This is a genomic window from Pseudarthrobacter defluvii, assembly GCF_030323865.1.
Lineage (GTDB): Bacteria > Actinomycetota > Actinomycetes > Actinomycetales > Micrococcaceae > Arthrobacter > Arthrobacter sedimenti.
In genome coordinates this window covers 383347-401050 of sequence record NZ_CP066362.1, presented here as the reverse complement: position 1 = coordinate 401050, position 17704 = coordinate 383347, and the positions used below count along the sequence as shown (strand labels likewise).

Below are 17704 nucleotides of genomic sequence, written 5' to 3'. Positions count from 1 at the left end.
CCTTTTGGGCATGAGCCTCGCAGTCGCCCGCAAGCCCCTCCGCGCAGACGCAGCGCGGAACGTGGACAAGATCATCACGGCGGCGCGCCAGTGCTTCCGTGAGTTCGGACCGGACGTGCCGCTCCAGACCATCGCCACCACCGCCGGCGTGGGGCCGGCCACCCTGTTCCGCAACTTCGCGGACAAGGAGGAGCTGGTGCTTGCGGCGCTCAACCGGCAGCTCCGGCTCACGGTGGACCCGGTCATGGACGGAGCGCTGGCCGATATCGACGCCGCAGCCGGGCTGCTGCGCGTCCTCGAAGCCCTGATGGCGGCCGCAAGCGACGACGCCAACCTGTTGTGCGCTGTGGCAGGGCGCCGTGAACTCCTCCCCGGAATCACGGGATCGCTCATGGACTCCATGGGTGTGCTGCTGGTTCGGGGACAAGGCCAGGGAAGCCTGCGCACTGACATTTCCATGACGGACATGTTCCGGCTGCTGGCCATGCTGATTGGGGTGGTAGACACCATGGAACCCGGCTCCGACGCCTGGCGCCGGCCGCTGGCGCTTGTCGAGGACGCCATCCGCACCGTCCGTCCGTCGCGTGCGCTGCCCGTGCTGGTGCCGGTTCCGGCTGCCGCGCCCAGCCTGTAACAGGCCGGGCCCTGGCAGGCCCGGCCCGCTGTTTACCGGGTTCCTCTTTGGCCGGGTTCGTTGTTAGCGCCGGGAAGGTGCAATAGACTGCCACTTGGGGTTAGGCAGCCAGCCTCGGTACTTCCAGCGGGAGCGACCCATGCACTTTGTGCCTATCCGCCGTTCGACGGCTGCGCTGCAATGAATCACTCAAAGCTTCTCCACTACCTCACCGATCCCCGCGGGCCCGAGGAGGTCCTCCCTGCGCTGACCGCCGGGGAACTCGTCGAACTGCTTGACGCGCTGTACCAGAACCTTGACACCCCTGAGCCAGAGTTCGGCGCACAGGTTTGGTATGAGATGGGCGTGGAAGAAACGTGCCGCCGCCGGGCAGTGTCGCCGGGCGGCGCCGCCCACGGAGTGGCTTAGCTGACTGCCGCATCCGGCAGCGCCTCGCCGCCGTCCCGCATTACAAAGCGTCCTGCAATACCCGACAGCAGAGCGAAAGGCCAGGCTTCAGACCTGCAGTGGGAGTTGCCCCCTACCCGTTGCTTTCAGTTTCGCCGTGTTGGGACTGGCCTGGGGCTTGATGATGCGTTTGCGCTGCAGCCTGCTCATCACCACGCTGTTCATGACCCTGCTGTTCATGGCCCGGGTACCCATGTCCTTCATGCCCGTGGTGGTGCTCGTGGAACTCGTTGGGAACGTGATCCTTCGCTTCCATCAGGTGCTGCTGGAGTTTTTCTTCGGCATCACGGCGCCTCCTTGCCGTGTCCCGCAACTCCCGGGTCGACTCCGAACCCCTGGGATCCAGGTAGGCGGCCCGCTGCTTTCCTGTCTGCTCTGCCGCCGGCACCCCGGTGCCCTGTTCTTCCCTGGCGTTCCTGCCGGTGTCCTCGGTGCCCTGGCCGTCCTGCGGCTCAACCGGCCGTGACTGTTCGTCCATCTCGATTCCTCCTTTGGTGGCCGCCTGGGTGTGGGCTGCCTCTCTTCCAGTGCACCACACATGGCACCCGGAAGGTGCCGGCGCTAGGCGCTGCCGGCTTCTTCCCGCCTGCGCATTTCCTGATGCACCAGGGCCTGCAGCGCCGGTACGGGCGACGCCGGATCGACGTCGAGCGCCTCGCGCAGCCTTTGGGAAAGCATCTCCAAGTCCTCTTCCGGCACGTCCGAAAGCCTGGAAAAACGCCTAAAGAAGCGTTTGGCAGGCAGCCCTGCCCGTCGTCGGGCGTTTTTGTGACGGGGCTTGCCCGCTAAGCCCCCTGCAGGATGCAGCTGATTTTCCATGGTCGCCGTTCATAGGAATGCCATGGCCAACTGCATAAGCCGATCTCATAGTACAACCGGCACCTGGCAGTTGAAGTGACCTGGATCACTATCCGGCGCAAGCGGTGCGACCGCTAACTCCAGCCCAGGAACCTCAACAGTGCCGCCGTGCCTGCTCCGGCGATGACCACCACCAGGAAAGGAGCCCGGAGCGTCAAGGCGATTGCAGCCGCGCCAAGCGCGCCAAGCCTCGCGTCGGCGGCAAGGCCCTGCCCTGACACCACCGCGTTCACCACGGTCAGCGAAGCGAGAAGGCCGATGGTCATGGTCCCTGCGACGCGTGATGTGCGCGGGTCCTCGAGGAATTTGGCGGGCATAAAATACCCCACGATTTTCCAGGCGTAGGCCAGGGCGCAGGCAATCAGCAGCCAGATCCACAGGCTCATGTACCCGCCTCCGGATCCGCGCCTTCGGGGCGCTCCGCTCCCGGACGGGTGCCGGCGGCGTCCTGGTGATGTCCGGGATGGTGTGTGTAAGGCTCGATGTCGGGCTCCAGGCCTTCGTCACGGCGGCCATGGCTGAACCACCCCACGAGTGCAGCCACCACGGCGGCAACAAGGATGGGCACGCCCGGAGGCACGAAGGGAACCGCCACGACGGTGGCCACGGCGCAAACGGCCGCGATGGCGATGGGTTCCCGCCCCTTGAGCCGGGGCCATAGCAAGGCAAGGAAGGCTGCGACGGCAGCACCGTCCAGCCCCCACTGTTTGGGATCGCCCAACCCGCTGCCGGCGATCGCGCCCACAGCCGTGAAGAGGTTCCACAGCACGTACACCCCAACTCCGGCTGTCCAAAAACCGCGGCGCTGCTCCGCGGGGTCTGTCTGGCCGGTACTGGTCGCCGTGGATTCATCGATGGTCAGCTGGGCCCCGACGTACTTGCGCCATCCGGTTGGCCGCAGTAAAGCGTTCAGCTGCATGCCGTAAATTCCGTTGCGCATGCCCAGGAGGGTGGCGGCGCTCATGGCTGCGATGCCCGATCCGCCGCCGGCCACGACGCCAATAAAGGCGAACTGCGATCCGCCGCTGAAGAGGAGCAGGCTCAAGGCCATCGCCTGCCAGAAGTTGAGCCCTGACGTCACCGCGAGCGCGCCGAAGGAGATTCCATACAAGCCGGTGGCGATGCTGATGGAGAGGCCTACCCTCACCGCCGGCGAGGCCAGGAGCTTCACACCCGCCCTCCGTGCTGCTCTGTGGGCAGGGCCGGTTTCCGGAGACTCCAGGCCCACAGGATCAGGGGCGCCTGAAGCGGCAGGCGCACGGTGTGGATCTTCCGACGGCGGGGAGTACCGGCCGGCCCGTACGCCCGCACGAGGGCGTCCACATGCCCGGCCAGGAATGCGGTGAACATGGCAGTGAGGGCGGTGGCCGTCAGTTTTCGCGTGGGCGGCAGCAGGATTCCGACGGCGGCGGCCAGCTCCAGCAGGCCGCTCACTGCGATCCACTCGTCCCGGGACAGGAGGGCCAGAGGATGCTGCGCTGTGGTGCCCTGGTCCCCTGTGCCCTGGTCGGCGTTGCCCTGGTCTCCTGTGCTCTGGTCGCCGCTTCCTTGGTTGGTGTCGGGCGCCGGATCCTGGCGGCACAGGTAGTCCGGAACCACCTCCCGGTAGAAGCCCGGATCCCGGAAATGCTTGCTTGCGCTGGCCAGCAGGAGGGCGCCCATGGCAGCCGCGGAGAGGTTCTGGGCGACTGGGCCCTGAAAGGACGGGCGGGAAAACGACCGGCGCGAAAAAGGCCGGCCCTGTGTGGACAGGCCGCGTATGGACAGGCTCCGAAACGCGGGGCCGGGCCAAAGAAAAGACATGGAACCACTCAATCACAGCAACTGCGACGGCCAGAAACCGGCGGCTGCCGCAAGACGGTGACGTCAGAAAAGGCATTATGCAGCTGTCACGCCGGGCATCTGTCGCACTGCGCACCTGTCACACCCAGGCGAGCGGCGAACCTCCATACGGCGGTGGCGGAAATGGGTAGTCCAGGGGCTGGCCCCCATCCGTCAGCGGAGGCCCAATGTAGCGGAGTTCGCCATAGGTGCTGTCCGTGGACCGGTAGTCGGGGGCGGACACTTCTGAAGGCCGTTCCGTGTTCCTGCCCAGCGAGAAGAGTTCCTCGGCAGTCCGGGCGAGGGACAGGTGCGCGGCGCCCCCTGTCCCGGCCTCCCGGCGTCGGGCCAGCAGGTGGATGGCAGCCGCAGCGACGCCGTAGCCTGTGGCGTGGTCCAGTGCCTGGACGGGCAAGGCACCCGGGCGCCATTCGCCGTCGTGGTTGTCCTTGCCGTAGACGTGCGCGATTCCGCACGCTGCCTGGACGATACTGTCGAAGCCGCGCAGCCCGCCCCAGGGACCGGCACTCCCCCAGCTGTCCAGGGTGACCACCACAAGCCCGGGGTGCGAGGCCAGCAGTTCCCGGGGATTGAGCCCGAAGCGGTCCAGGGCGCCGTGCCGGTAGCCGGCAACCACCACGTCCGCGGCCGGCAGGAGTTGCCGGAGCCGGTGCTGGTTACCCGGCAAACTGAGATCGGCTTCGGCGCTGCGCTTGCCGAATGCCGTGTCCACGAACTGGTCTTCAATCTCGGGGAAGGCAGGCGGGTCGATCCGCAGGACATCTGCTCCGAGGGCCGCGAGCAGGCGGGTGGCAACTGGTCCCGCGATCACGCGGGTCAGGTCCAGGACCCGCAAGCCTCGCAGGGGCAGAGCCTCCGCCTGGCCGCTGCCCCGTCCGGCGCTGTTTCCGCCCGAACTTTGCTCGCCAAAATCCCGCAGCCCCAGCCCGTCCGCCGTCCCGTCCGCGAACTCGAAGGCAACCCAAGCTCCCAGGCTGGCCGCACGGCCCATGTCCGAGGCAAGCCATTCGCTGCGCGTCCTGACTGCGGCCGCGATTCCGGCATTGCTTTGGATGGCCGCCTCGGCTTCCAGTGCGGCCATGGAGCGGAGCCGCCGCTCCGCCTCCTCGGGCGAGGTGGCGCCCAGTGCCCGCAGCAACCGCTGCTCGTGGTGGGGGTAGTTGGCGTGGAGGCGGATCCACCCGTCGCCGGTACGGTGGAAGCCGGAAAGGGGCGCGAAGCCCTGCGGTTTGCGCCCGGCAATGCGCAGGTGGCCAAAGGAGTCGAAAGCTGCTGCGGTGAGCGCAGACGTAGTCCTGAACAGGCCGGGCTTACCGGCATATAGGTTGACGGCAGCCGCCGCGGCCTCCACCGAACCCAGTGCCAGGCCTTCGACGTCGAGCGGACCGGCCCACCAGCGGCGCGGGGAGTACGTCACCGCCGCATCCACGGCAGGCCCTACTTCCCCTGCGGTGAGGCCATCCGGAGCTGGTCAAGGACACGGCCCGGAACGTTGGTGGTGATCTCCTGGATGCCCAGGTCCTGGCAGAGCGCCACATCCTCTGGCGAATCCACCGTCCACACGCGGAAGCGCCGGCCCGATTCGAGCCAGCGGCGGACGGTGGCCGGGCGCTCCCGGACGTAGTCGATGCCGGGGCCGGCCATGCCAACTTCCCGGTCGTCCAGGATGCGTTCCCCCTCCAGCTGCGTGGCCTTCATCAGGTTGGCGATGGCGCCCCCGGTAAGTGGTCCCACGCCCAGCCCGCCACGGATCTCATGGATGGTGAGGTCGTCCACGAGCTGGCAGATGTATTGCGGCGGGACGGAAAGGAGCAGGTGCCGGACGGAATCGGGGTTGAAACTCATGAAGGTTACAGCCACGTTGTCCACCGTGGAGCTTTGCGGGTCCCAGCCCTCGCTGCGGAGCACCTCCAACACCCGGTCCTCAAGTTTGAGCTGGTACGGGCTGGGGTGCTTTAGCTCGATGGCCAGCTTCATGGGCCGGCCCGCTCCCCGGAGAATGTCCAGAAGCTCCGGAAGCGTGAGGAGCTGTTCCGAGCGTGCCCCATATGCTTCCGGGATGCGGGCTCCCTTCCAGGAGGAGAAGTCCAGCTGCTGCAGCTCCCGCAGCGTCCGTTCCGCCACCGGACCGGTTCCGTCCGAGGTGCGGTCCAGGTTGGCGTCGTGCAACAGGACGACGTGCTGGTCCCGGGTCAGGTGGACATCGCACTCCACCCCGTCGGCGCCGTCGGCCAGGGCCTGCAAATAGGCGGCGCGGGTGTGTTCGGCATAGGCGCCGCTTGAACCGCGGTGGGCAAAGACCAGCGGCCGCGGCGGCACTGACTCGTCAGTTGTCATGCTCACACGGTAGCCGACCGGCCCCCGCCTTCGGGGCTAGGCTTGGCACATGCAGGTGAACTCTGAGGCAACTACCGGGCCAACCACGCAGGAAGCACCCGCCGAACCAGCGCAGCAGGCGAGGTCCGGCACCAGGGCGGCAGGCGCCGTCGTACGCGGCCAGCTTGGTGCCGGTGACGCCGAAAAGGCGGCAGCGCTGCGGAAGATGAAGCTGCTGGCACTGAGCCTGCTTATTGCCATGGCGGTGATTTTTGTCTTCGCGTTTGCCCTGCAAAAGGACTATCCGTGGCTGCAGTACGTGCGCGCGGCCGCGGAAGGCGGCATGGTGGGTGCGCTGGCCGACTGGTTCGCGGTAACGGCCCTGTTCAAGTACCCCATGGGCATCAAGATTCCGCACACAGCCATCATTCCGCGGCGGAAGGACCAGATCGGCGCTTCCCTGGGCGAATTCGTGGAAACCAACTTCCTGTCCGAACAGGTGGTCCAGGACAAGCTGGCGAGCGTCAACATTGCACGCCGGGCAGGTCAATGGCTTTCTGCACCCGCCGGCGCGGACCGAGTGGCCAAGGAGGGTGCAGCGCTGATCCGCGGCGCGTTCAAGGTGTTGAATGACGACGACGTCCAGGCCGTCATCGAGGGAATGGTGCGCAAGCACCTGCTCACTCCGCCATGGGGACCTCCGGTGGGCAGACTGGCGGAGCGGATTTTCCATGACGGGCACCACCACACGCTGGTGGACCTGTTGGTGGACCGTGCCGCTGACTGGGTGGACGACAATCACCAGACAGTGACCCGCCTGGTGTCCGACCGCTCCCCCACCTGGGTTCCGCAGTTCGTGGACGGGCTGGTGGGCGACAAGGTCTACCTCGAGATCCTCAAGTTCGTGCGCGCCGTCCAGGCGGACCCCAGGCACCAGGTGCGGCAGTCGATCGACAAGTACCTCAACGATCTCGCCCAGGACCTTCAGCATGATCCCGCGATGATTGCGCGCGCCGAGGACATCAAGGCCCAGGTGCTGGGCGACCCCGAGGTGCGCGAGCTGGCGTCCCGGACGTGGGGCACCGTGAAGAACGCTTTGCTGGGTGCCGTGGACGATCCGGACAGCGAGCTCACCGTCAAGTTCAAGGCAGCGGTGCGTGATTTCGGGTCGCGGCTGGTGGACGATCCCGAGCTGGCCGGGAAGGTCAACGCCTGGATCGGTGACGCCGCAGGCTACCTGGTCCGGACCTACCGTTCAGACATCGCCGGGGTCATCACGGACACGGTTGCGCGCTGGGACGCCGAAGAGACCTCGCAGAAGATCGAGCTCCAGGTGGGCAAGGACCTGCAGTTCATCCGCATCAACGGCACAGTGGTGGGGTCCCTGGCGGGCCTGGCGATTTTCACGGTGGCACAGCTGATTTTTGGGTGATTTCGCCGCGGATAAATTCCGGCGCTGCGCACATTCCTTTTCGACCCCCGCATTTGAGGTGCATAAAGGAACGTGCGCAGCGAGAAGGCTTACGACGACGGCGGGCGGCCCGGTCAGTCCGGCACCACGCCCCTAGGCGAAGGCCTCCAGCTCCACGCCTGCGGCCTCAAGCCCAGCACGGATGCGGGCCGCCATTTCCAGCGCTCCAGGGCTGCCGCCCTGCAAGCGCAGGGAGTCCGGCCGGACCTTGACCACCGTCCCGTCCACGGCGATCACTTCCCCTTGCGTTGCCAGCCGGACGGCGCGCTCAACCACCACGTCAATGTCGTGCAGGACTGCGTCCTCCTCGGAAAGCGGCACCAGGCTGCCGTCGGCGAGGTACGCCCGGTCGGCGAAGGCCTCGACGAAGACCGGGTTCCCGGCTTCCTTGGCCTGCTTCACCAGCTCGGAGCCCGGGAAACCCAAAATGGGAAGGCCCGGGTCATAGGCATTCACTGCCGCAACCACGGCCGACGCCTGCTCGGCGTCGGAAATCAGTGCGTCGTACAGCGCTCCATGTGCTTTCACGTAGTCCACCGAGGCACCCACGGCATGCGCGACGCCGTCGAGCGCCCCTAACTGGTACAGCACATCGCCGAACAGCTCGTCGAAACCCATCCCCAGCGCGCGCTGCCCATAGCCCGCCAGGTCGCGGTAGCCGAGGTGCGCCCCCACGGTGACATCGAGTTCGTACGCTGCGCGGCAGCTGTCCAGCATGGTGACGGGGTCGCCCGCGTGCAGGCCGCAGGCCACGTTGGCGCTGGTGATCAGCTGGAACATGGCCGGGTCGCCTCCTGCCGTCCAGGAGCCGAATGATTGGCCTACGTCAGCGTTGAGATCCAAGTATGTTGCCTTCCAGCGTCAGGTGGTCCGGCCCGGCAGCTGCGGTCAGCTCCCCGGGAATGGTGTCCGGCATCGGCCCGAACGCCTCACGGGCATTCTTGGCCACCGCACGGCCCATCACGAGGTTACCGGCTCCTCCCACAACGGCCCCTATGCCGAACGGGAGCGCCCTGCCGAACAGGGCAGTACCCTGCCGCTTGAGCAGGTTCTTGAGGAAGGCGTGCTGGATACGCTTGCGTACACTGCCGAAGCCCGGCCCCACCATCGACTTGGAAAGCACATTGCCCCAGTTATTGGCGGCGCTGTTGCCGCTGCCGGAGGCCTGGCCACTCAGCGTTCCCAGCAGGGCGGTACCCTCCTCGCCGAGCATGATGGCCATGACCATGGTGCCGGCCTTCTCCGGGTTGGTGAGGCGGATGCCGTGAAGTTCGGCCAGCGAGGTTGCGTACAGTGCCGTTGCTTCCAGGAAGCCCACGGTGGCGGCGGCGGACAGTCCCAGCGACGCCACAGTGCCAACACCGGGTACGACGGCGGTAGCGCCCACCACGGCGCCGCCACCGGCGACAGCACGCAGGTAGTCGCGCTCGGCGATGTCCGCCAACTGGGCAGCCGTTGCGCGGGGGTGCTTCTTTTGGAGCCGCCGGATGTAGCCAACCACCAGCGGCCGCTGGATCTGCACCGCCTTCAGAAGCATGTTGTGGACGCCGGGCTTGGGCTTGCCGTCGGAGTCGAACATGGTTCTGTGGGCGGTTTCCTGTGCGATACGAAGTGCGGGATTGCTGCGCCGGGCCATGGTCACCTTCATTCAAATCGACCTGCAGCGGGAGGCTGCCGTGCTCTTTCCATCCTATGTGGATAAACACTAAGTATGCTTAACTTCCGCGCCCGGCACCGGCGGGCGGGCTACCTTGGCAGGCCGGACCCATCATTGGATCCAACGCACCTGCCCGGCAGCCCGCCGTCGGCCGTTACTTCCTGGCCTGCTCTACCTCTTCGGCGGACACCCCGGCGGCGCTCCGTCCGGCTGCCACCGCGGCGTCATTGCGAAGCTCGGCGCGGAAGACCTCGAAGCGGGCAAGGTGTGCGGGTCGGCGCCGCAGGACGGCCCAGGCCACGCCAAGGACGACGAACCAGGTGGGCGTCACCAACAAGGCGATGAGGGTGTCCGGTTGGGTGGTCAGCGCCCAGAGGACGAACGCGAAGAACGCGTAGACCACCCAGACCGCGGGGGTGCCGCCTGGCATCTTAAAGTTCGACGCCGCGTGCAGATGGGGGCGGCGGCGACGGAACGAGATGTAGCTGGCCAGGATGATCGACCAGACGAAGATGAAGCAGACGGCGGACACTGTGGTCACCATTTCGAACGCCTTGCCAACGTCCTGGCCGGCGTACATGAGGACGACGCCGGAGAGCAGCAGCACGCAGGACAGGCGCAGGGCGTTGCTGGGCACCTTCCTCGTGGACAGGCGGCTGAAGATGCCCGGCGCGTCGCCCTCCTGGGCAAGGCCGAAGACCATGCGGGACGTGGAGTAGATGCCGGAGTTGGCGGAGGACATGGCCGAGGTGAGGACCACCAGGTTGACCACGGTGGCCGCGGCGCCGAGGCCGGCCAGGGAGAACATGCCGATGAAGGGGCTGTGGCCAGCGGCGAACTGGGTCCACGGGGTGACGGCCATCAGGATGACCAGCGCGCCCACGTAGAACAGGAGTACGCGGACCGGGATGGCGTTGATGGCCTTGGGCAGGGTCTTCTCCGGGTTCTTGGCCTCGGCGGCGGTGGTGCCCACCAGTTCAATGCCGACGAAGGCGAACACGGCGATCTGGAATCCGGCTACGAAGCCCATGAATTCGTTGGGGAAGAACCCGCCGTGGCTCCACAGGTTGGTGAAGCTGGCCGTGCCCGTGTCGGACTGGAAGCCGGTGAAAATCATGAAAAGGCCCACGATGATGAGCGCAGCGATGGCGACAATCTTGATGAGGGCGAACCAGAACTCGGTCTCGCCGAAGGCCTTGACCGTGGCGAGGTTCAGCAGGAGCAGGATGCCGATGGTGGCCAGGCCAGGGATCCAGAGCGGCAGCGCCGGCCACAGTTCCTTGGAGTAGCCGGCGATGGCGATAACGTCCGCGATGCCGGTGATTACCCAGCAGAACCAGTACGTCCAGCCGGTGAAGAAGCCGGCCCACGGCCCCAGGAGGTCCGCAGCGAAGTCGCTGAAGGACTTGTAGTTCAGGTTGCTCAGCAGCAGTTCGCCCATGGCGCGCATGACGAAGAAGAGCATGAACCCGATGATCATGTACACGAAGATCACGGACGGGCCGGCCGCGGAAATGGTTTTGCCGGAGCCCATGAAGAGGCCGGTGCCGATCGCGCCGCCGATGGCAATGAGCTGGATATGGCGGTTGGTCAGCTGCCGTTCCAGGTGGGGAGGCTCGCTGCGGACCGCCGTGCGCGCGCCGTTGCGCGCTGGTTCGCCGTTGGACGTGGGGGGATGAATCGCCATGAGGAACTCCATCGGTAAAGCGGCATTTTGGGTACCGCAAAAGATTTGGTTCCTCCCCGCTCTGTAGGGAACCTGAGAGTTTCCGCAGCCCAAGCCGCTTGCACCGTCGGTGAGCCAGGGCATGCCTGGCTGCTTTCCAGAGTTGCCTGTCCGCGGCGGTACGTGGGCCTGAGAGTTTCCTGGGGAGGGTTTGCTCCTACGGCGCCTGCTAAATGTACCCGGCAAGGCTCTCCCGCCGCAGGTCGAAGGCATGTTCAGTTGGAAACCGCAGCCCGTAAGGGCCGCAGCGGTCATGCGTCGGGACGGGCGCCGGCAGTCGGACTGCTCCGGATACGCTGAGCCAGCCGCAGACGGCGCCAATCCCGGGGATCAGTGTGGTGTCCGTCACGATGCAATGTCAAACCCTTCCCGACACAAGCGGAGCAAGGCCCTGTCATCTTCCTGTATCTGACCCGCTTCAGGAGCCCGCGATTTGCCACCGGCCGCATATCCCGATACCTTGTGAGCCGAATCACCCACATTTGAATAAGCCTTTCGAGCTGTGACGGGAGAGTCCTCCCGGCGAAACACCGGGCAGGCGCCGTAGGAGCAAATCCTCCCCAGGAATCTCTCAGGCCCACGTACCGTCATGGCGAGGCGACTCTGGAAAGCAACCGGGCTTTTGCCTGGTTCACCGACGGTGCAAGCGGCCCCCTGCCAAGAGCAGGCAACGCGGAATCTCTCAGGTCCAATACAGAGCGGGGAGGAACCCATCCCACGCCGTGCCACCTTCGGCCGGCCAGAACTGGAGTTCCTCATGACGATTCAATCGCTTCCAACATCGTTTGTTGACCGCCATATCGGCGCGCGCCGCCAGGCCGACGTCGAAACCATGCTCAAGGCCGTGGGCTACGACAGCGTGGACGGCCTGGTGGACGTTGCCGTCCCGGCCTCCATTCGGCAGGAAACCGCCCTCCGCCTCCAGGACGCCCTCAGCGAGGTTGAGGTCCTCACGGAGTTGCGCAAGCTCGCCGGCAAGAACAAGACCGCCGTCCAATTGATCGGCCAGGGGTACTTCGACACGGTCACTCCGCCGGTGATCCGCCGCAGCATCCTTGAGTCCCCAGCCTGGTACACGGCCTACACCCCGTACCAGCCCGAGATTTCCCAGGGCCGCCTCGAGGCGCTGCTGAACTTCCAGACCATGGTCCAGGACCTCACGGCACTCCCGGTGGCCAACGCCTCACTGCTGGACGAGGCCACCGCGGTGGCCGAGGCCGTGCTCCTGATGCGGCGTGCCAATAAGAACAAAGACGCCAAGGACGGCAGGACTCTCCTCGACGCTGACTGCCTCCCCCAGACCATCGCCATCGTGAAGGGCCGCGCGGAGGCGCTGGGCTTCGAAGTTGAAGTGGCGGATCTCTCCAAGGGCCTGCCGGAAGGTGCCATCAACGGCGTCGTCCTGCAGCAGCCCGGGGTTTCCGGCCGGGTATGGGACCAGTCCAAAGTCATCAGCGCCGCCAAGGACCGCGGCGCCCTGGTCACCGTGGCAGCTGACCTGCTGGCCCTGACCCTGATCACCCCTCCGGGCGAGCAGGGCGCCGACATCGCTGTCGGCTCCACCCAGCGCTTTGGCGTGCCGCTGTTTTTTGGGGGGCCGCACGCCGCCTACATGGCCGTCCAGAAGGGCATGGAACGCTCGCTCCCCGGCCGCTTGGTGGGCGTCTCCAAGGACAACGCCGGCGCCCCTGCCTACCGGCTGGCTTTGCAGACCCGCGAGCAGCACATCCGCCGCGAGAAGGCCACGTCCAACATTTGCACCGCGCAGGCATTGCTGGCCATCGTTTCCTCCTTCTACGCGGTTTACCACGGCCCGGATGGACTGAAGGCCATCGCCGAAGGCGTCCACCACAAGGCACGCGTCCTGGCCACCGCCCTCGCGTCCATGGGCCGTGAACTGGTCACCGATTCCTTCTTCGACACCCTCACCGTGCGCGTCCCGGGCAAGGCCGCCAAGGTGATCACCGCCGCTGAAGCCCGCGGCATTAACCTGCGCTTTGTCGACCAGGACACGGTGGGCGTCTCCCTGGACGAGACGACGACGGCGGCAACGCTGTCCGCCGTCGCGGTCGCCTTTGGCGCGGGTCCGGTGGGCGACGCCGAAGGCTTCGAACTGCCTGAATCGGTCCTGCGCACCTCCGGCTACCTGGAGCACCCGGTGTTCAACACGCACCGGTCCGAGACGCAGCTGCTGCGCTACATCCGGAAGCTGTCGGACCGGGACCTGGCCTTGGACCGCACCATGATCCCGCTGGGTTCGTGCACCATGAAGCTGAACGCCACCGCGGAAATGGAAGCCATCTCCTGGCCGGAGTTCGCCTCCATCCACCCGTTCGCCCCGGACTCCCAGACCGAGGGCTGGCGCGAACTGATTGCTGGTCTTGAATCAGACCTGGCCGAGATTACCGGGTACGACCAGGTTTCCATCCAGCCCAACGCCGGATCCCAGGGCGAGCTCGCAGGCCTGCTGGCGATCCGCGGCTACCACCACTCCCGCGGTGACCAGCAGCGCAACGTCTGCCTGATCCCGGCTTCGGCGCACGGCACCAACGCCGCCTCCGCCGTCCTGGCAGGGATGAAGGTGGTTGTCGTGGCCACTGCATCTGACGGCACCATCGACCACGAGGACCTGACGGCCAAGATCGAGGCGCACAAGGATGTTCTGTCCTGCATCATGATCACCTACCCGTCCACCCATGGCGTGTACGACGGCGACGTCCGTGAGGTCTGCGACGCCGTGCACGCCGCCGGCGGCCAGGTATACGTGGACGGTGCCAACCTGAACGCGCTCGTTGGGCTGGCCCAGCCGGGCAAGTTCGGCGGCGACGTGTCCCACCTGAACCTGCACAAGACCTTCTGCATCCCGCACGGCGGCGGCGGACCCGGTGTTGGCCCTGTTGCTGCCAAGGCCCACCTAGCACCATTCATGCCGGGCGACGCCAACAACGCTTCTTCCGGGGGCGCAGTGGAGGGACACGGCGTTGCCATTTCAGCCTCGCGGTTCGGTTCGGCCGGCGTGCTGCCCATCTCCTGGGCCTACGTGAAGCTGATGGGCGGGGAGGGCCTGACCGAGGCCACCAAGTCCGCGCTGCTGGCTGCAAACTATGTCGCCACCCGGCTGAACGAGTTTTACCCGGTCCTCTACACCGGTGAAGGCGGTCTGGTGGCGCACGAGTGCATCCTGGACCTGCGTGAACTCACCGCCAGGACTGGAGTGACCGCCGAGGACGTGGCCAAGCGGCTGATCGACTTTGGCTTCCACGCCCCCACCCTGGCGTTCCCTGTCGCCGGGACGCTGATGGTGGAGCCCACCGAGTCCGAGGACCTCGCGGAAATCGACCGCTTCATCGACGCCATGATAACCATCCACGCCGAGATTGAGCAGGTTGCTGCCGGGGACTTCTCCCTGGAGGCATCCCCGGTGCGCAACGCACCCCACACGGCTGCCGCCGTCGTCAGTTCCGACTGGGACCGCGCCTACCCGCGCGAACAGGCCGTGTTCCCCGTGCCCTCGCTGCGGCAGGACAAGTACTTCCCGCCGGTGGGACGGATCGACGGCGCCGCCGGCGACCGGAACCTGATCTGCTCCTGCCCGCCGCTTGAAGACTTCGAAAACTAAGGACTCACCCAATGACTGAGAACTACACCGCTCTCTACGAGCAGCACAAGAAGGCCGGGGCCTCCTTCACGGACTTCGGTGGCTGGCAGATGCCGCTCAAGTACAACTCCGAGCTCGCCGAACACCACGCCGTGCGCAAGGCTGCCGGCCTGTTCGACCTCTCCCACATGGGCGAGGTCTGGGTGACCGGGCCGGACGCTGCCGCGATCCTGGACTACGCCCTTGCCGGCAAGTTGTCCGCGGTCGCCGTCGGGAAGGCCAAGTACTCCTTGATCTGTGACGCCGACGGCGGCATCATCGACGACCTCATCACCTACCGCAGGGCTGATGACAAGTTCCTCGTGGTGCCGAATGCGGGCAACGCGAAGGTGGTGGCCGATGCCTTGCAGGAACGCGCCGCCAACTTCGACGTGACCGTTGAAGATGCCTCCGTGGAAACTTCCCTCATCGCCGTCCAGGGTCCCGCCGCCGAGGCCATCCTGCTGCAGCTGGTTCCCGCAGAACAGCACGCCCTGGTCACGGATCTGAAGTACTACGCCGCAGTTGAAGTGGGCGTCAGCTTCGGGGGTGCCGTCCGCGACCTGCTCGTGGCCCGGACCGGTTACACCGGCGAGGACGGGTTCGAAATCTACGTTCCCAATCTGGACGCGCCCGCGCTGTGGGAAGCACTGCTGGAAGCCGGGGAAGGACATGGCCTGGTCCCCGCCGGCCTCGCAGCCCGTGATTCCCTCCGCCTTGAAGCAGGCATGCCGCTCTACGGCAACGAGCTCTCCCGCCACGTGAACGCCTACGCGGCTGGGCTGGGCCCGGTGGTGTCGCTGGCCAAGGAAAGCGACTTCGTGGGAAAGGAAGCCCTGGCCGCCATCAAGGCTGCCGGCGTCGGCTCCACCATCGGTCAGAAGCTCGTGGGCCTCAAGGGCGCCGGACGCCGCGCCGCCCGCGGCCACTACCCTGTCCTCAAGGACGGCACCCTCGTTGGCGAAGTGACCTCCGGCCAGCCGTCGCCCACCCTCGGCTACCCCATCGCAATGGCCTACGTCGACGTCGAATTCGCCGAGCCCGGCACCGTCCTGGACGTAGACCTCCGCGGCAAGCCCGAACGCTTCGAAGTAGTAGCCCTGCCGTTCTACCGTCGCCAAAAGTAGGCCGGCGCGGCTGGTTGGCCCAACGGGCCGCCCTCCTCTGCATGCTCGGTCGCGTAGACGCCCGCTGGGCGGACGTGACGCTCCCTTAGACGCATGCTGCCGGAGGCCGGCCCGCAGGGGCCTGACGCCCGCTCACTTTTGGTGGGTTTTAGACCGACGCCCGCTCACTTTTGGCGGGTTTAGTGCGGACGCTCTCTCACTTTTCACACACGAACAATAGGAAAAATTATGAGCAACGTTGTAGCTGAACTGAAGTACTCCGCCGAGCATGAATGGGTTGCTGTTGACGGGTCCGGGCCTGCGGGGATTGGTATTTCCGCCGTGGCCGCCGATGCCCTGGGCGACATTGTGTACGTGGATCTGCCCGAGGTGGGTTCTACCGTGACCGCCGGCGAGACCTGCGGCGAGGTGGAATCCACCAAGTCCGTGTCCGACCTCTACGCGCCCGTCACCGGTGAGGTCACCGAGATCAACGACGCCGTGGTGTCCGACCCCGCACTCATCAACAGCGACCCTTACGGCGCCGGCTGGCTCTTCAAGGTGGCCGTCACCGAGGAAGGCCCGCTGCTGTCCGCTGAGGAATACGCTGCGGCAAACGGCGGCGAACTGTGAGCGCCGCGGCCGCAGGCACCGGTACAACCATGGCCTTCGAGCAGGTGGTCTCCCCCAGCCTGAACGCCGACCTGTCCGTCCTGGACCCCGAGATCGCGGCAAAGATCGACGACGAACTGGGCCGCCAGCGCGACGGCCTGGAAATGATCGCTTCCGAGAACCACACTGCCGCAGCCGTAATGCAGGCGCAGGGCTCGGTACTGACCAACAAGTACGCCGAGGGCTACCCCGGCAAGCGCTACTATGGCGGCTGCGAGCACGTGGACGTTATCGAGCAGCTCGCCATCGACCGGGTGAAAGCCCTGTTCGGCGCGGAGTTCGCCAACGTCCAGCCGCACTCCGGCGCGCAGGCAAACGCCTCGGTGATGCACGCACTGATCAAGCCCGGTGACACCATCATGGGCCTGAACCTTGCCCACGGCGGCCACCTAACCCACGGCATGAAGATCAACTTCTCCGGGAAGCTGTACAACGTGGTGCCGTACCAGGTCCGTGAGGACACCCACACCATCGACATGGCGGAAGTGGAGCGGCTGGCGCAGGAGCACAAGCCGCAGCTGATCGTGGCTGGCTGGTCGGCCTACGCAAGGCAGCTGGACTTCGCTGAGTTCCGGCGGATCGCGGACTCCGTTGGTGCCTATCTGATGGTGGACATGGCGCACTTCGCCGGGCTGGTGGCCGCGGGCCTGCACCCGTCGCCGGTCCCGCATGCCCATGTCACCACCTCCACCACGCACAAGACCCTTGCCGGTCCGCGCGGCGGCATCATCCTGTCCAACGACCCCGACGTTGCCAAGAAGATCAACTCCGCCGTGTTCCCGGGGCAGCAGGGCGGGCCGCTGGAGCACGTGATCGCCGGCAAGGCTGTGGCGTTCAAGATCGCCGCCTCCGAGGAGTTCCGTGAGCGGCAGGAGCGGGTCCTCGCAGGTGCCCGCATCCTGGCCCAGCGCCTGGTCCAGCCCGACGTCACGGCCAAGGGCATCAGCGTGGTGTCCGGAGGCACGGATGTGCACCTGGTCCTCGTGGACCTGCGGAACTGCGCGCTCAACGGACAGCAGGCCGAAGACCGACTCGCGGCAATCGATATCACCGTCAACCGCAATGCAGTCCCCTTCGACCCACGTCCTCCGATGGTGACGTCGGGCCTGCGCATCGGCACCCCCGCCCTGGCCACCCGTGGCTTCGGCGAGGACGCCTTCCGCGAGGTTGCGGACATCATCGCCGAGGCATTAATCGCCGACGCCGATGCCGACCTTTCCGGTCTGCGTCACCGCGTCGAAGCACTCGCCGCAGCCCACCCGCTCTACCCGGGCATCGCACCGCTGTCCTGAACTTGGTTTCGACGGGCTCAGCCAGAGGTGGTTGAGCCCGTCGAAA

At 66.3% G+C, this 17704-nt stretch carries 17 protein-coding genes and 3 riboswitches; of the genes, 7 read left to right on the top strand and 10 right to left on the bottom strand.

From position 1 onward, the window contains the following. Positions 1 to 10: 10 nt before the first annotated feature. Together JCQ34_RS01945 and JCQ34_RS01940 are read left to right on the top strand one after the other, a co-directional pair. Positions 11 to 634: a TetR/AcrR family transcriptional regulator gene (locus JCQ34_RS01945; RefSeq protein WP_286401287.1), complete on the top strand. Its 624-nt coding sequence runs from the start codon at positions 11 to 13 to the stop codon at positions 632 to 634. Between the two features lie 180 nt (positions 635 to 814). Continuing rightward, positions 815 to 1042: a hypothetical protein gene (locus tag JCQ34_RS01940; protein WP_286401284.1), complete on the top strand. Its 228-nt coding sequence runs from the start codon at positions 815 to 817 to the stop codon at positions 1040 to 1042. A gap of 112 nt (positions 1043 to 1154) precedes the next feature. On the opposite strand, the gene JCQ34_RS01935 is transcribed toward JCQ34_RS01940, so the two are convergent. From JCQ34_RS01935 to JCQ34_RS01905, 7 genes are all read right to left on the bottom strand, one after another. Beyond that, positions 1155 to 1559 carry a hypothetical protein gene (locus tag JCQ34_RS01935; RefSeq protein ID WP_286401282.1) on the bottom strand — a complete coding sequence of 135 codons (405 nt, stop codon included), beginning with the start codon at positions 1557 to 1559 and terminating at the stop codon, positions 1155 to 1157. Between the two features lie 83 nt (positions 1560 to 1642). Further along, a complete protein-coding gene (locus tag JCQ34_RS01930; RefSeq protein WP_286401279.1) occupies positions 1643 to 1900 on the bottom strand; it encodes a hypothetical protein in 258 nt (85 codons plus the stop codon). A 113-nt stretch (positions 1901 to 2013) separates the two neighbouring features. Then, on the bottom strand, positions 2014 to 2325 hold the full coding sequence (locus tag JCQ34_RS01925) for an AzlD domain-containing protein (protein WP_286401277.1): 312 nt from the start codon (positions 2323 to 2325) through the stop codon (positions 2014 to 2016). Further along, a complete protein-coding gene (locus tag JCQ34_RS01920) occupies positions 2322 to 3110 on the bottom strand; it encodes an AzlC family ABC transporter permease (protein WP_286401275.1) in 789 nt (262 codons plus the stop codon). The genes JCQ34_RS01925 and JCQ34_RS01920 overlap by 4 nt, the downstream gene beginning before the upstream one ends. Then, positions 3107 to 3601 carry a DoxX family protein gene (locus JCQ34_RS01915; protein WP_286401273.1) on the bottom strand — a complete coding sequence of 165 codons (495 nt, stop codon included), beginning with the start codon at positions 3599 to 3601 and terminating at the stop codon, positions 3107 to 3109. The genes JCQ34_RS01920 and JCQ34_RS01915 overlap by 4 nt, the downstream gene beginning before the upstream one ends. 259 nt (positions 3602 to 3860) lie before the next feature. Beyond that, a complete protein-coding gene (locus JCQ34_RS01910) occupies positions 3861 to 5198 on the bottom strand; it encodes a CoA transferase (protein ID WP_286401271.1) in 1338 nt (445 codons plus the stop codon). A gap of 20 nt (positions 5199 to 5218) precedes the next feature. Next, complete coding sequence (locus JCQ34_RS01905) at positions 5219 to 6118, bottom strand: glycerophosphodiester phosphodiesterase (protein WP_286401268.1); 900 nt, start codon at positions 6116 to 6118, stop codon at positions 5219 to 5221. 49 nt (positions 6119 to 6167) lie between these two features. On the opposite strand from JCQ34_RS01905, the gene JCQ34_RS01900 reads away from it, so the two are divergent. Then, positions 6168 to 7529: a DUF445 domain-containing protein gene (locus JCQ34_RS01900; RefSeq protein WP_286401264.1), complete on the top strand. Its 1362-nt coding sequence runs from the start codon at positions 6168 to 6170 to the stop codon at positions 7527 to 7529. A 132-nt stretch (positions 7530 to 7661) separates the two neighbouring features. On the opposite strand, the gene JCQ34_RS01895 is transcribed toward JCQ34_RS01900, so the two are convergent. The 3 genes from JCQ34_RS01895 to cycA all read right to left on the bottom strand — a co-directional run bounded on the left by JCQ34_RS01895 (position 7662) and on the right by cycA (position 10912). Beyond that, the gene (locus JCQ34_RS01895; RefSeq protein ID WP_286401262.1) at positions 7662 to 8411 is read right to left on the bottom strand and encodes a LamB/YcsF family protein; all 750 of its coding nucleotides are present in this window, start codon (positions 8409 to 8411) and stop codon (positions 7662 to 7664) included. Then, positions 8395 to 9204, bottom strand: coding sequence for a hypothetical protein (locus tag JCQ34_RS01890; RefSeq protein WP_142134903.1), 810 nt, complete (start codon positions 9202 to 9204; stop codon positions 8395 to 8397). Before JCQ34_RS01890 ends, JCQ34_RS01895 begins: the two co-directional genes overlap by 17 nt. A gap of 175 nt (positions 9205 to 9379) precedes the next feature. Beyond that, entirely contained in the window at positions 9380 to 10912 is a 1533-nt protein-coding gene (gene cycA, locus JCQ34_RS01885) for a D-serine/D-alanine/glycine transporter (protein ID WP_286401257.1), read from the bottom strand. 51 nt (positions 10913 to 10963) lie between these two features. Continuing rightward, positions 10964 to 11058, bottom strand: a riboswitch (glycine riboswitch). After that, positions 11059 to 11157: riboswitch (glycine riboswitch) on the bottom strand. Positions 11158 to 11447: 290 nt separating this feature from the next. Next, positions 11448 to 11548: riboswitch (glycine riboswitch) on the top strand. 160 nt (positions 11549 to 11708) lie between these two features. On the opposite strand from cycA, the gene gcvP reads away from it, so the two are divergent. The 4 genes from gcvP to glyA all read left to right on the top strand — a co-directional run bounded on the left by gcvP (position 11709) and on the right by glyA (position 17658). Continuing rightward, positions 11709 to 14570 carry an aminomethyl-transferring glycine dehydrogenase gene (gene gcvP / locus JCQ34_RS01880; protein WP_286401254.1) on the top strand — a complete coding sequence of 954 codons (2862 nt, stop codon included), beginning with the start codon at positions 11709 to 11711 and terminating at the stop codon, positions 14568 to 14570. A gap of 11 nt (positions 14571 to 14581) precedes the next feature. Next, entirely contained in the window at positions 14582 to 15715 is a 1134-nt protein-coding gene (gene gcvT, locus JCQ34_RS01875; RefSeq protein ID WP_286401251.1) for a glycine cleavage system aminomethyltransferase GcvT, read from the top strand. Positions 15716 to 15943: 228 nt separating this feature from the next. Beyond that, positions 15944 to 16327, top strand: a complete 384-nt coding sequence (gcvH, locus tag JCQ34_RS01870) for a glycine cleavage system protein GcvH (protein WP_286401250.1) — start codon at positions 15944 to 15946, stop codon at positions 16325 to 16327. A 29-nt stretch (positions 16328 to 16356) separates the two neighbouring features. Beyond that, on the top strand, positions 16357 to 17658 hold the full coding sequence (gene glyA / locus JCQ34_RS01865) for a serine hydroxymethyltransferase (RefSeq protein WP_286401248.1): 1302 nt from the start codon (positions 16357 to 16359) through the stop codon (positions 17656 to 17658). Positions 17659 to 17704 lie beyond the last annotated feature (46 nt).